Here is a 13,484-nt window from a genome sequence, read left to right as displayed (position 1 = left end):
GTTAATCACTTACAAAATAACTATACATTAATATTTCAGAAACGCGTATCATCATTTGGTCATTTTTTTCACAATCAGTACAAAACAGAACTGAAAAAAAAAGAACCTGAACTTATCAGATTCCTTTGTTTACCATACTTCTGCAGATGTTTTTTATTTACTATTCACTTGTAATTGTTTGTTCATTTTCTATATAATCATCAGTTGAAACATCATCTTGTAAACTTTGTTCTGTGGTATTTTCTTCTTGCTCACTACTATTCGTAGAGTTTTCAGAAGAAGCCTGAACTGAATCAGAACTACTACTAACTTGAGTTGAGCTATCTTTTAATATACTTGTATCATCATAAGAAGAAGTTGAATCTGAACTACTTTCCTTCTTTTTAGAGTTATTCGTTTTTATATCATCAGAATTAGCTTCTACCGAATCATCTTTAACTGGTTCAACAATAGCCATTTCACTGATTGTAACTACTATTCTATATCCATCAGCTTTAGTAGAATCATACAGTTTAGGGTCTAATGTAGCTGTGAATTCTTTTGATTCTTTATCCGATACCCCAATTTTAGATTGTTCATTGTCATTAAAATTGACTGACAAACCATCTCCTTCAGCATTAATCTCTAAGCTATATTGATAATCATTAGAAGTTCCATTTATAATCGTAACATTTCCATATTCTGTTAAACATTGATTATCAAAGTTTAAATTATTGAAATCAAAATTGATAGTACTTACCTCAATTGATAACGAATTGTTTGTTCCTTCTGCTGAAGCATAAATACCATTGTAAAAAAATATAAAAGATAATATTAGTGCTATAATTGTTATTGGTATTTGTAACTTTTTCATTACACTCCTCCCTAAATAAACTAGTACTAATTAAATAATTAGACCTTGTCAATAAAACTACTCTCTGGAACTGCCTTAAAGAAATCACATAATTTCTTAAGTGTCATGTAATCATTAGTAGATTTTTTTGGTATTAACACATGGGTATTAAAAAATGATTCTTTGTAAGAAACTAAAATTTTCCCTCTTAAATTATATTTTACAGCATCTCTTAAACTCTCTAAATCTTCATCCGAAAACCCATTCAAAGTTTTCCCTCTATCAAATTTTTGCAAATAATAATCTAAATATTCACTAAAATCCATTACTTCATTAAATTCTTTTGTTGTTATTTTCATTTAAATTATCTCCCCAAAAATCAATTTTTTTTTACTTATTCTTCAGAAATATGATAGTTTGCACTCCGTCATAGCCTTTTAGATATTTAGAATCAACTAAGCTATTTCTCTTAACTTCAATCATTATCTTTAGCATTTCATTCCACAATTCTTTCTTAGAAACATCGGAGGATAAAATATCTCTTTCTTCTAATCCTAAATTATGCAATGCCAAATCTTTCAATTTCATTTCATTTTTGGGTTGATTCTTTAAAATATCAATCATTTTATCACCTCATACTAATCATTAAATATAAAAAAATATTATCATGAAAAGTAAAAGTTTTTTCTCGTATAAATTCAAATATTTACCATACATGGAGAAAAAATAAAAAGACAGTTTATAAACTGTCCTTGTCACTTATTCTCATAGCCAAACAAATTTAATTTTCCTGATAAATACTCCCCTAAGTATATGTCATTAATACGATTAAAACCTTGTTTTGCAACTTCTTCTTGAAGCCATTCATCATCTTTTTTTATTAATTCTAAGACATCTAAATTAGCTTGACCATCAACAATGATTGGATATCTGATGTTCTCATCCCCAAATTCTATTAGAGTCAATTGACCATTTTGTTCCAAAACGGCTCTTTTAATATTTTCTACTTCATAAATGCCATTTGCTCTTAGTTTAAACATTAACTCGTTAGCAGAAATTCCATTCCTCAAACAAACATTAACATTCACTTTTCCATTTTGAATTAATGTAATCGGGCGACCATCTACAATCACTTTAATATAGCGGTTATGTTCTTTAGCAAATTTCACTACTAAAACAAGTAATGTCCAAATAATCAACACTAATACAAATTGCAATACAGTTATCGAATCATTATAAATAACCCCACCAATTATCCCACCTAAAACATAGTTTTGGACTTGGTCCATTGCTGATGACGGAGCTAAATTACCTTTTCCCATTAAATTAATCTGAAGAATCAAACAAAGTATACCTAAAGCAAATTTTATTATAATTGGCGTATATAACTGCATATCTTTATCCTCCTTACTCCGTATAAGTAATATTGTCATTTATTAGATAGGTTTCAGTTAGAGTATAAGAATTTTGGTCACTACTCAAGCTTACCTTATAAAATTTCTCATTAAATTTCACTATAATCCCATCAGAAAATTGAGTTGCACTAGCATATATTTCATTCGCATCTATACTCTCCTGCTTTGCAAGACCCTTTACAAAGTTTACCATTTGAGAGGACTGCGAGTGCTTGGTTTGATTCATCTCATAATCTGAATATTGAACACCTAATGCAAACATTAATATCAGGAAAAAAATAATACTTAAATCCCTATATTTCGTATTTATTCGATGTCTAAGGTACAATGAAAAAACTAAAATCAAAAGAATTAACGAGCTAAATATTAGAAAATATTTTATATAGTCATTCAAACTAGATTGATTTTCTAAAAAATTTATTCCGTAAAAATTCATATAAATCTCCTTCACTAAATTATTTTTAAACTATAACAAGTATAAATGATTACAAAAAACATGGTCAAGGAAAATAACGTTATTTCCGATTCAGAATGATTTTATAAGTATCTATTTTTTCTCCTAACGAATCAAATTATTGCCTTATTAAGATAAATTTATTGGTATCTTTTTTGATATTCTATTCAAAAAGGACTGGAGGCAATTATGAAAAGATTTACCGATAGAGAATATAACCAAATGATAAAATTCTTTAAATTACATTTATCCCAAAATACAGATAATAAATCGTTAATAAAGATATTAAATTATTCAATTAGCTTAGAATACCGTTCATTATCTTTAGAAAATCTTGGTCTAATTCATGATGTTGAAGAAATTTTTCATAGAAATATAGACAAATTTAGCGAAGAAGCTCAAGAGAACTTCTTTCATGAATACGGACATCTTTATGAAGCTCTTCTAAGATATTTTAAATTCGAATCAATCCATATTATTGACCATGATACGGAACATGTCTTTTTCCGTAAATTTTATTCTTCATATAACATAGGATACATCTGTAAAAGAAAATCCAAGAAGAATGAAGAATACTCTAGCTATTCTTTATTTTCGAAAAGATTCGCAACTGTTGATGACTTAAAAATGATAGCATTAGGTGGTTTTAAACAGGATTTTATTAGACAATCAAAATCAGCTAAAAGAATTTTAACAGCCTTTGGGATAGAGGAAGATTCCAAGATAATTGATAAATCAGATGCTTCCTACATAGTTGATGAACCTCAAATAGGTAAAACCAAGTATCTATTTTTTAATAGAAGATAACGGAATTTCAATAATATCATTTTTTTTATCCAAACCTCATCAACTAAATCTATTTTTATTGGAACATCAGGATACATTTTAGATATTTCCTTATAAATTGAATCTTTAGGATAATCAAAATCAGCAATAAATATTTTATATTCTTTTTTATCATCTAAAGTAATTTCTAAAGCATATTCGAGACCATCTAACCAATTATTCTCTATATATCCTGATTCATTTCGATTTTTAAATGAATATTCTAAAATGAAGCAATCACATTTTTCTTGTACTAATAATTCATTGTCACAAAGATTCAAAGAATCACAGATATATTTTCTGATTTCTATGACATCTTTATTTTTTTTAAAAATACAGTTTCTCCAATAACAGCAATCATTCTTACTAAAATAAATTGAGTACAATTCTCCATACGAAGTAATTTTATTCTTATTAATCAAAAGAGTTCGCTCCTTTTAAAAAATTATTCCTATTTTAAAAATACACGAATTTTATAGTTAAATTTATCTTCATTTAGCAATATGTTTCATATCAGGAATAAAAATTTTATCCTATTCAATAAAGAAAAATAAGGAGTTATATTGCTATTTTAAGAAAGATACAAAACCATATTTAGATAAGTATTATACTCAAAAATTTGTAAGGAGTTTAAACATGTACAATTACTCTATTCAGCAATTAGAAGAAATGAAAACTTTTTTTTATTCATCAACTTCACCTAAAGCTAAGATAAAAAACTTACAAAATATTCTGTCATTACTTGATTCGATAATTGATAATAAAAATGGGTATACTGAAACATTGATTTTTGAAAACTCTGAACTAATCTCTAATTTAATAATTCAGTTTTCAAATAATAGTAGTAAAATAAGCTTTAATTCTCAGAAAACCTTCTGGCATGAATTAGGGCATGTTTACAATGCTCTAACTATTGGATATAAATTTACAATAATAATCTTAAATGATAAAAGCAATTGTATGAATCATTTGTTTTTCTCTAACCCTCAGAAATATTCAGAGATATTATACGAAAAAATACCTGTTTCAAAATTCAAGACTTTTTGGTTAAAATCTAATGGGATTGCAATTTATCACGATACTCGTCCTGATGATGTCAAAGTAATAGCTTTGGGTGGATTCATGCAAGATTTTGTAAATAAGAAAAAGAACACTAAAGAGATAATGAAGTCATTTGGTTTAAATCCCAAAACACTTAAAGCTAACAAGCATTCAGATTTTTACTACATCACGAAGAACACATATACTCAAAAAAGCAATCTAAAATGGAAAGCGATTCATGATTATCTTTACAATGATAAAAAACCTGTAAAGATGTATCTTCAGTATCCAATATATAAATATAAAAAAATTCTTGAACTTTACTTATCTAAAACAAGTAAGGTTCAAGAAAAATGATATCTAATATAAATAAAAGAATAATTGATATAAATGAAATTATAAAAATTAAACCTTGTGGTGCGTAGAAATTACTTATCATTAATATTATTGAGCTAGGAACATAAATCCAATAGGCATATGGAGAAGTTAGAAACTTCATGTATACTAGTAATAAAATCCCAACAATACCAAGCAATAGAAGATGATTTATAGCTAACTCATAGGTCTTATCATTAAAACTTAAACTAATAACTGAATCTAAGTTAATAATATACGTATACGCAACATACATTAAACTTGAAAAAAGAATTATTCCAGATACCCACATCAGCACTATTTCTTTAAGCGAATAATCTGGCGGACTGTAAAATAACATAAAATCCTCCCGATAATTTTTTTAATAGGTCCAGATTCTACAACACAACAATTCTATAGTCAAGAAATAATAACATATAAAATAAAGAAGGCTAAAATTAGCCTTCTTTTATCTATCAAAAATGATTTTTTCTAATTCTTTCCTTCTAACACTTTTTGGGATAAAAATACCCATTTCTGTTATTTGAAAACCAACGACCATTTTTTTATCATTCATCAAGATAGGTGTTCTTAAAATCGTAGGTTGATTTATAATTGCCACAATAAGTTCACTAGTAGATAAGTCTTCCAGTCGGACTTCTTTTCCTTCTATCTTGATAATCTTTTTATTTCTTTTAACTATATCCTCAAACCCATTATCAGTAACACCTAACATGCCAATTATTTCATCAGACTTCAACGGTCTAGCTTTAGATATTCTTCTTTCCTTAAAAGGTATATTATTTTCATTAAGCCAATCCATTACTTCAGCACAAGCTTTGCTACTAGTAACAGTGTAAAGAATGTTATTCATCTATATTCCTCAAGTCATTTTTTATTCACATAATAGAATATTATATCACGTGAATAAAAAAAATAAATATAAATACAACGGATAAACTCGAATTCTCTATCATAAAAATACCGTTTTTTTTCATTCCAGAAGAGATATCTCTATTTGATTTTTGCTTTCATAAACATTTTATATTCCAATCTGTCTAATCTAAAAAACAAGTTAGAATTCAATTACCAAAAGTTTTTCCTTACTAAGCAACTTCTATTTTCTTACATTATTTTGAATATAATACAGAAAATTTTGAGCATGATATACAGTAGGCTTTTCTTTTTCTTTTATAAAAAAAAATGTTTGTTTCATGTTATACGATTTATCAAAACAATGTTTTTCTATGTCTGGAATCCTCAAGATGAGTTTAATAGCTTCCGAGTAGTATTTTTCAATATACTGAATAAACGTTAATATGTCTTCTCCATGATAACTATATGAAAGAAACTCATCATTCAATTGAACGATATCAATGCGTTTGTTACTAAATAAATAGGTTAACGATTCATCTGGAAACTCAGATAATTTGATAGACCAGATGTTCAATTCGTCTAATGTTAAACAGGAATTTGCTTGATAAATAAAATCAAGTAAAGTTTTATCCAATACCTCTGACAATACCAATCACCAGTCCTTTTTATCAAATCTTTGTCATTTAACCATTCATATTTTCGTCTTACTTTTCTTATAACTCAGTACTCCTATTTGTTACTTCATCCAAGGTTTGATTATTCTTATTTTTCCAACTCGTCCAACCGTTATATGAGCCTTTAGCTAAAATATCTGATGCAGTAGACGGAGCAGAGAAAGTATAATCTTTTAGAAAAATACCTTCTTTACTAATTACCCCACTATTAGTTAGCTGGTTCAAAAGCTTCTGCCTTACGAATCCTTTTCCTTCTGATAACGGAGTAATTCGAGAATTTTTTAAAACAGTCAAACCATCTACAGTATATATAGCTTTTGCATCTGAATTACGAGCTTTTAGATAAAATATCTCTTGATTCTTTTCATTGTTGACAGGAATAAATATTGGGTACCCTGAAAAAGATAATAATGTAGAAATAGATTGAAATATATCATTCAAATCTGCTTCTCTGGATTCACTAACAAAAGACTTTTTAGGGATATTCTGCTGCAATTTATATCTATTAGCTTCTAACGCTTTTTGATAACAGTAATTTTCTAAATACTTTATATCTGCTTTAGTTAATTGATTTGTACTACTAATAGTTGTGAAAATAATCGCAACAGCCCAGTTTTGTTTTTTTGTCACATGACTTTTTAAACGTTCCGCAACATCTTCACTTTCCCCAATATATACCATTGTTTCTCCATTAGATTGAAGATACCCTTCTTCTTCGAACAAGAAATATATACCATTGTAGTTCAACTCACTTCGAGATTTTATAGCTTGACTTACCTCAGCACGAGGAATCACTATTGATTGGATGGTTCTAGTAGGTACATGATTGATATGAAAATTTCTGGTATCTCCAGTTGGAAAAAAAGTTTGTATTGTAAATGGATTTTTTTTCATAATTCTACCCCTTACGTTGTATATTCCGTAGTTTTCAGTTTTTATTTATAAATACTATTTTATAAAAGAATCTCTGATTATTAAAACACCTTCTATTATAACAGCTTTTTTTGTAGATTCTAATGGGGATAGAGTTATTTTATAGTATATAGTTTTGTTAATAATACTAATATCTAAAGCAATAATCTAATTCTTTGATGATTTATAAATTCATTATCTGCAATGACTTATAACTCATATTTTTAAAACCATAAAATAAATGCTAATCTTTTGCTATATCCAGTTCGAACAAATCATTATGTTGCATAAATGACTAGAAAAACAAATTGGAATCAACGCTGTTATTATTTTTTTGCATTTATCTACTAATAAGTATAATTAGAAATTTTCTGGTTCACTTCTATTCTTTAACGAATCAATAATTTAATATAAGATAAATGCTGAAAAATAAAAAAACAAAATCCTTAGATTCATGTTTATTTTCATTTTTTGAAAATTGAAAACAAATAAAAGCTTTATTCATTTAGACAATTAAATTTATCAACCATTCCCCACTTTGCAATTCCTGTTTTTTATCCTTTTCATTTTTTATGTTACTATTGTACTAAGAATAAAAATAGAAAGTTGGAAGATATATTGAATACTCAAAAGTTGCAGTTTGGATGGGTTATTGAAGTTCCTAAATACTTGTCAGTGCTAACGAATAAAGAAGGCTTGGTTGCAGTAGTTTCGGAATATGCTACTTTCGGAGATACCCAATCCCTATTAATAACTTTATCAGAAACATCCGCTGAAGTTGCAACAACTCCACATTATATTTCCTCTTTAAAAATATCAACAGATAAAAAAATTAAAATAACGACCGCACCATTCTATGAACAACAAATGATTGAGTTCGAAGAAATGAAGTCTGATAGTAAAACCATCGGTTAACGTCTCTAAAGCTTTCAAACAATGTATATCATTCTCATAAAAACTAGAATGAATTCTATGCTGCTTATAATGCGTTTTAAGCGATTATAGATTTTTATGTATAATTATCATAATTGATTTTTAAAGCTCACAAAGATAAACACAGCTGGTCAAAATCACGCTATACGTAAATTCGATAACAAAACCAACGATATAAAATATGTAGTGGATTAAATATACTAATCTGATGAAGCGTATGTGAAATCCCTAACAATTTTCAATAAATTTACTACTATTCATCCCTACTAACTATCATCCCAAGCTGAATTTAATCTCCTAACTAATTTAACTTTAATGTGCTTCTTTTGCAAAAATAAATTATCGATAATTACTATTTTAAAACTACAAATACTGCAAAATTCCTCTCTTAAAATTAATCAAACCAGAGTTAGAAAATGACTATAAAAATAAGGCTTGTTTAAGCCTTATTTTATTTGTGTATACAATTGCTCAGTTATTTGAATTTAACTATTTTTACTATCAAACTCGTTATAACTTCCCATGATTTCATCAATTTGTAGGGAATCATACCCTATCTTTGATTGCTATAACTTTTTTAAGATTTTTAGATTTTAAAGATTCAAATATTTCTTGATAGTTATTGATATATCAATGCTTTCGTCCATAAATATAGAATTTTACCTTCACTTCTAATATTAATAAGCAAGATGTAAAATCTAATTTTTATCTATCTAAGGAGTTGAATCTTTTTCTTTGATATCTTAGAATTCCAGAGTCTCCGATAACATATAACTTGTATTTCCCATGTCCTACCATAAATTCTAATCTATCTCCATTTTCTAGTTCAAACAAAAGATAGTAAGAAATTGATTGATTAGAAATCCCATTTGCATCAACATTACTGCTACTTCTCATATTCTTATCCACTAACGTAGCAGGAACAGAAACTTCCGGTGCCGATTCATTCCTTAAAAACTCAATAATTTGATATAAGATTATTGCTATAAAAACAAAAGCAAACAAAGGAAATAGAAAATCCATAAAGCCACGCTCCTCTTTCATTTATTCGAAATTAAGAAAACACAAAAATTATATAATATCATGATAATAAATTGATTATACAATAAATCAATTCATTAGACATCAATACATAATAATAAATTTTCTAACTCAAAAAAAATGAAAATTCACACTAAAAAAATGACCTATAAAAAAGTCAATAAAATCAAGGGTTTTCTACTTGTTGACAGAAATACAAACTTACTGTAACATCAAAGATTTTTACGTCTATTTTTAAAAAAAACCCTCTCAAATGAAACGAAGAAATAATTGTGGGGAATTAACCACTAACTTTCATCTGAGAGATGTTTTTTAGATTAGATAAAAGCTAAAATGATTAAAAAAAGGCTGTTAAATCAACCTTTTTTTAATTATTATTGTTTAAAAATCTATCATTCCTTATTCTTCTATTTCTAATAAATTATCTCTTACTATTTCTAATAGAATTTCTTCTCTTTTTTTAATCGAACTCGTTACACTCTTTAGGAATTTCTCGATTTCTATATTCTCTTCAGGTAATGAACCCTTTTTGCCGTCTAAGTGACCAGTCCATAGTGAAATCGGAGAGTATTTTTCTAAGAAAGGCTTTAAACGAAACTTCGTTATATAACCTTCCCAAGCGTTAAATGATTCCAAAAAGATTTTTAAACTTTTTAATGCAAAATCTCCATAGTCATTCGCTCCTCGTCCTCTATTAAATCCTTTAGGAACAACAATAATATTCCCTACACTGTGGGTTAATCTTGCAAATTCTAATAGTTCAGGATACTTGTTATACACTTCAATAAATTTATCATTGTTGTATAGTAGAAAATCTATCCATGTGTATTTTTTAGGAACTTCATTGGGTAAATACTCTGGAAAATAATGCTGATAATATTCAATATATTTTTCATGAATAACTAAATACTTATCAGTATCATACGGTGGAAAGCCTTTACCAATTTTAGGTAAATTCTTTTTATCTAATTTTTCTAAAGGTATTTCATCTTCTTTTTTCAAACTGCCTAATGGTCTAAATAAATCTGGTCTTTCTAATTGCATTATCGTTTTATACGTATGCCAAAAAGAATGCAATACATCAGTATGTTCAATGGGTTTATTGTCAGTTAAATGCTTAAAAACTTCATCAACTACTCGATAATTTTCTACATGACCTCTATCACCTCTGCAGTAATCACTACTTATTCCTACTCCTTTAATATCTTGATAATATTGTTTTTCCTTTGCCATGAGTATATTTTTGATAGAACCATTCTCTTCATCAATATAATTGCTACCCAATAGTTTTTTCTTCAAATCTTTGAGACAATTTAAGTCACGCTCGTTCATTTACCCACTCCTCATAAAAATTTTGTTTATTTTACATCTCTTTACAAAATCTAACACCTAATATATCGAATCAATTCTACGCTGCTTAATTATCACCAAATTGTTATATGTTAAATTCTCATCAGCAAACTTTAGCTATTTGACTGAACCTAGACAGTGTTATTAAGTAAGCAAGATTACATCTTGCTTGTACTAAAAAGCAAATACTGATATATCAACGATTTACAGCTATTTTAATCACACAATTATCAAATGTAAATAGTTTGTTGCGTAAATAATAGTGTGAAAACAAGTAGATTTCCCTAGAATTTATTGGGTTTTTTTAACTAATTTGTTTTACACTAATAGAAGTAGTATGTAAAAATGGAACAAATCCTTTGAAAATACCTATGAAAAACCCTTGATTTTATTGACTTTTTTAAACCAATTCGTTTTACACTAATAGAGTTAGTATATATTAATTATATTATTGTAAAATGAATTAGTTAAAAAAAGACAGTATTTATGGGAACTTTCTATACATATTCACACTATTATTTACACTATAACCTATTTACAATAAAGATATGTCTGATAATAGCTATACAAAACATAGAAAAAACAGGTATATAATTCTACCTGTTTAATAGCTTACTATTTATAAAGAACAACTTTAGATGAATATTTCTCTTTTATACCCAATTCATAATATAATTCCTTCGTCAATCGTTCTCTTTTAATTCCATAAATATTATAAATATCAGCTCTAATTTTCTGAAAGTTATTTTGAGTGATGCTCTTCTTTGTTTTCCTCACTCTAGCAAGTTTAGATATTAAATCTGATTCATACATATATCCTTGTTCTTCAATCTGAGTCATAAGAATTTTTACAGCTGATTTTTCTAATGCCACACTAGCCTTAGTTAAATTTCTATCTCTTTTACTCATGCTCACTAAACCTCTGTCTTCCAGTGGTTTATATGCTTGTGGAAAGTCTTGGTTTGCTTTTTCCTCTCCAAATAATCTATAAACCAAGTTATAACCTAATCCTGAAATCGTAACATTGTTTTTCACCATTTCCTTAGCTAATATTTGAGAGTTTTCAATATTTACCACTGGATAATATACATTACTTGTTCTTATTTGCCCAGAATTCTCTTGTTGATTTAAAATCAACTTTTCCTTCAGGTCTAAAGGTATGGATTTTAACTCTGCCTTACGAATCAGTTCTGTGACGGTCACTACATTTAAAATATTCCACATTTTCCCTTCGGATATTTTATACCCCAAATTTTCTTTTACTAACTTAGCATACGTTTTTAAAGAAATGAAATTCATATATTTCACTTCCCCAGTCTCTTTATCCATATACGTATAATCAAAAATTAAGTCTAAAAGTAAATCTATTTCTTGTCTGTAATTATACAAATATTTATTTAAATCAGGATAGTTCAACCTTAAAGTATTACGTTTTAATGATTTTTGTAGTTCCATTGCATTATATCTTGCTTCTCCAATTTCACTCTTCCAATTTATTTCACTATTTGTAATCGTTATCAGAACTTCAATAACTTTTGTATAGGATTTAATATTGAGTAATTTCCTAATAACTCTTATAATATCTCCTTGGAAACGAGATTGTTCACTGAAACATTTATATAAATAAATATCGTATTCTTCATTTAGATAGACACTCGCACTTGGGTTTGTTTCCTCATGGAAAATATCTAAAAATGGATTCGTATCTGGAAGTTCCAATAATTCTACCATATCTATAGTTTTAAAAAAGTTCCCTGCAACAATAGGGTCAGAAAATTCACCAGAAAAATTATTTCCTAGTCTTTCTGCAATAATATCGAATTTTCCTAATTTTAATAGTTCATAATTTGGTATTGAATCATCCACTATTTCATTGTTTGAATCTCCTATTACCAGAGAATTTTCAACATTTATGTTTTCCAACAGCTCAGAAACATCTAAACGATTATCCCAATCAATCACTTCATATCCACTATTGCTCCCAAAGAACATTCTACTTGTTTGTCCAACTGAACTGTCTGCTTGAGGATATAATTTAAATAATTCTTGATAAATTTGTTCAATTTTTTTATTAGAAGTAACCACTCCATCTAATCGAAAAACCACACGAAATTTATCTACGTTAGAATTTTTATCACTAAACGTTTTATATATAAAACAAGCATATTCCTGCATCAACGAATCAGATTCCAAGTCTTCCAATGTATACAAATTATTTTCATCTTTATTATCAAAATCGAGCATTATTAATTCTTGACCAATAATCTCTGTATACTTAGACAACTTAGGTTCTTTTAATTCAGCTAGAACAACAGTTTTTCCATTCAAAGTTAGTTCTTCCGCAAAATCCTGAATAGAAATATCTACTAACGTATTCATTATAGTATTAGATATTTTACGAATGGTAATTGGATTAGGTTTTACTTTATTCGGAATATTACTTAGATATACTTTCATAGTCACTGTCCTCCAACATTAGCAATCTACCGTATTTTAAAACGATTACTTTCTCTAATAATACTGTTTTTTCTTCTGTAAATCCACGTTTTCCTTTTCGAAAATTATGTAGGTTTTGATTGTGAACACCTATGGATTTAGAAAAAACGGTCATTTTTACCCCATAGATTTTATCCAATATATGTAGCCAAGCCTTTACCTTTTCTTGTTTCTCAGTCAATTCCTCTTCTGTTAATTTTTTTGAATTCATTTAATTATCCTCCGTAAATTATTATATTAATCAATTTAGGTCCGGACTATATCATCAATTATCAACTGAA

At 27.5% G+C, this 13,484-nt stretch carries 16 protein-coding genes; 3 read left to right on the top strand and 13 right to left on the bottom strand.

The genetic code is table 11. The features are described from left to right. Positions 1-160: 160 nt before the first annotated feature. The 5 genes from ENLAB_RS16335 to ENLAB_RS16315 form a co-directional block, all read right to left on the bottom strand. Positions 161-853: a hypothetical protein gene (locus tag ENLAB_RS16335; RefSeq protein WP_244352041.1), complete on the bottom strand. Its 693-nt coding sequence runs from the start codon at positions 851-853 to the stop codon at positions 161-163. Positions 854-891: 38 nt separating this feature from the next. Continuing rightward, positions 892-1,191 carry a hypothetical protein gene (locus ENLAB_RS16330; protein WP_244352040.1) on the bottom strand — a complete coding sequence of 100 codons (300 nt, stop codon included), beginning with the start codon at positions 1,189-1,191 and terminating at the stop codon, positions 892-894. Between the two features lie 31 nt (positions 1,192-1,222). Further along, entirely contained in the window at positions 1,223-1,456 is a 234-nt protein-coding gene (locus ENLAB_RS16325) for a hypothetical protein (RefSeq protein ID WP_220426116.1), read from the bottom strand. Between the two features lie 131 nt (positions 1,457-1,587). Then, positions 1,588-2,226, bottom strand: a complete 639-nt coding sequence (locus ENLAB_RS16320) for a DUF421 domain-containing protein (protein WP_220426117.1) — start codon at positions 2,224-2,226, stop codon at positions 1,588-1,590. Positions 2,227-2,239: 13 nt separating this feature from the next. Further along, complete coding sequence (locus ENLAB_RS16315; protein WP_244352039.1) at positions 2,240-2,683, bottom strand: DUF3290 domain-containing protein; 444 nt, start codon at positions 2,681-2,683, stop codon at positions 2,240-2,242. Between the two features lie 207 nt (positions 2,684-2,890). On the opposite strand from ENLAB_RS16315, the gene ENLAB_RS16310 reads away from it, so the two are divergent. Next, entirely contained in the window at positions 2,891-3,508 is a 618-nt protein-coding gene (locus ENLAB_RS16310) for a hypothetical protein (protein ID WP_244352038.1), read from the top strand. Here ENLAB_RS16310 and ENLAB_RS16305 read toward each other — a convergent pair. Further along, positions 3,466-3,948, bottom strand: a complete 483-nt coding sequence (locus ENLAB_RS16305; RefSeq protein ID WP_244352037.1) for a hypothetical protein — start codon at positions 3,946-3,948, stop codon at positions 3,466-3,468. The two genes, ENLAB_RS16310 and ENLAB_RS16305, sit on opposite strands and share 43 nt — an antisense overlap. 214 nt (positions 3,949-4,162) lie before the next feature. Between ENLAB_RS16305 and ENLAB_RS16300 the strand changes: the two genes are divergently transcribed. Next, positions 4,163-4,924 carry a hypothetical protein gene (locus ENLAB_RS16300; protein ID WP_244352036.1) on the top strand — a complete coding sequence of 254 codons (762 nt, stop codon included), beginning with the start codon at positions 4,163-4,165 and terminating at the stop codon, positions 4,922-4,924. Positions 4,925-5,390: 466 nt separating this feature from the next. Here the strand turns inward: ENLAB_RS16300 and ENLAB_RS16295 are convergent, their stop codons facing one another. From ENLAB_RS16295 to ENLAB_RS16285, 3 genes are all read right to left on the bottom strand, one after another. Further along, a complete protein-coding gene (locus ENLAB_RS16295) occupies positions 5,391-5,795 on the bottom strand; it encodes an ArsC/Spx/MgsR family protein (RefSeq protein ID WP_244352035.1) in 405 nt (134 codons plus the stop codon). A gap of 243 nt (positions 5,796-6,038) precedes the next feature. Next, complete coding sequence (locus tag ENLAB_RS16290; RefSeq protein ID WP_244352034.1) at positions 6,039-6,443, bottom strand: hypothetical protein; 405 nt, start codon at positions 6,441-6,443, stop codon at positions 6,039-6,041. A 67-nt stretch (positions 6,444-6,510) separates the two neighbouring features. Beyond that, positions 6,511-7,365 (bottom strand): GIY-YIG nuclease family protein, encoded by an 855-nt coding sequence (locus ENLAB_RS16285; RefSeq protein WP_244352032.1) that lies wholly within the window; start codon positions 7,363-7,365, stop codon positions 6,511-6,513. 636 nt (positions 7,366-8,001) lie between these two features. Here ENLAB_RS16285 and ENLAB_RS16280 point away from each other — a divergent pair. Beyond that, positions 8,002-8,298, top strand: a complete 297-nt coding sequence (locus ENLAB_RS16280; RefSeq protein ID WP_244352030.1) for a hypothetical protein — start codon at positions 8,002-8,004, stop codon at positions 8,296-8,298. A 723-nt stretch (positions 8,299-9,021) separates the two neighbouring features. On the opposite strand, the gene ENLAB_RS16275 is transcribed toward ENLAB_RS16280, so the two are convergent. The 4 genes from ENLAB_RS16275 to ENLAB_RS16260 form a co-directional block, all read right to left on the bottom strand. Further along, positions 9,022-9,339 (bottom strand): DUF2500 domain-containing protein, encoded by a 318-nt coding sequence (locus ENLAB_RS16275; RefSeq protein ID WP_220426131.1) that lies wholly within the window; start codon positions 9,337-9,339, stop codon positions 9,022-9,024. Positions 9,340-9,756: 417 nt separating this feature from the next. Beyond that, positions 9,757-10,689, bottom strand: a complete 933-nt coding sequence (locus tag ENLAB_RS16270) for a hypothetical protein (protein ID WP_244352029.1) — start codon at positions 10,687-10,689, stop codon at positions 9,757-9,759. 633 nt (positions 10,690-11,322) lie between these two features. After that, positions 11,323-13,164 (bottom strand): hypothetical protein, encoded by a 1,842-nt coding sequence (locus ENLAB_RS16265; protein ID WP_220426132.1) that lies wholly within the window; start codon positions 13,162-13,164, stop codon positions 11,323-11,325. Beyond that, a complete protein-coding gene (locus ENLAB_RS16260) occupies positions 13,145-13,414 on the bottom strand; it encodes a hypothetical protein (protein WP_244352028.1) in 270 nt (89 codons plus the stop codon). The genes ENLAB_RS16265 and ENLAB_RS16260 overlap by 20 nt, the downstream gene beginning before the upstream one ends. Positions 13,415-13,484 lie beyond the last annotated feature (70 nt).

This window comes from Enterococcus innesii (genome assembly GCF_022846515.1).
GTDB lineage: Bacteria > Bacillota > Bacilli > Lactobacillales > Enterococcaceae > Enterococcus_D > Enterococcus_D innesii.
Note: the sequence above shows the minus strand (reverse complement) of the source record. Positions and strands in the feature narration are given on the sequence as shown.

Coding starts and splice junctions, on each gene's coding strand:
- ENLAB_RS16260 (WP_244352028.1), bottom strand. CDS start 13,414: ATGAATTCAAAAAAATTAACAGAAGAGGAATTGACTGAGAAACAAGAA.
- ENLAB_RS16265 (WP_220426132.1), bottom strand. CDS start 13,164: ATGAAAGTATATCTAAGTAATATTCCGAATAAAGTAAAACCTAATCCA.
- ENLAB_RS16320 (WP_220426117.1), bottom strand. CDS start 2,226: ATGCAGTTATATACGCCAATTATAATAAAATTTGCTTTAGGTATACTT.
- ENLAB_RS16295 (WP_244352035.1), bottom strand. CDS start 5,795: ATGAATAACATTCTTTACACTGTTACTAGTAGCAAAGCTTGTGCTGAA.
- ENLAB_RS16275 (WP_220426131.1), bottom strand. CDS start 9,339: ATGGATTTTCTATTTCCTTTGTTTGCTTTTGTTTTTATAGCAATAATC.
- ENLAB_RS16270 (WP_244352029.1), bottom strand. CDS start 10,689: ATGAACGAGCGTGACTTAAATTGTCTCAAAGATTTGAAGAAAAAACTA.
- ENLAB_RS16310 (WP_244352038.1), top strand. CDS start 2,891: ATGAAAAGATTTACCGATAGAGAATATAACCAAATGATAAAATTCTTT.
- ENLAB_RS16335 (WP_244352041.1), bottom strand. CDS start 853: ATGAAAAAGTTACAAATACCAATAACAATTATAGCACTAATATTATCT.
- ENLAB_RS16325 (WP_220426116.1), bottom strand. CDS start 1,456: ATGATTGATATTTTAAAGAATCAACCCAAAAATGAAATGAAATTGAAA.
- ENLAB_RS16330 (WP_244352040.1), bottom strand. CDS start 1,191: ATGAAAATAACAACAAAAGAATTTAATGAAGTAATGGATTTTAGTGAA.
- ENLAB_RS16285 (WP_244352032.1), bottom strand. CDS start 7,365: ATGAAAAAAAATCCATTTACAATACAAACTTTTTTTCCAACTGGAGAT.
- ENLAB_RS16315 (WP_244352039.1), bottom strand. CDS start 2,683: ATGAATTTTTACGGAATAAATTTTTTAGAAAATCAATCTAGTTTGAAT.
- ENLAB_RS16300 (WP_244352036.1), top strand. CDS start 4,163: ATGTACAATTACTCTATTCAGCAATTAGAAGAAATGAAAACTTTTTTT.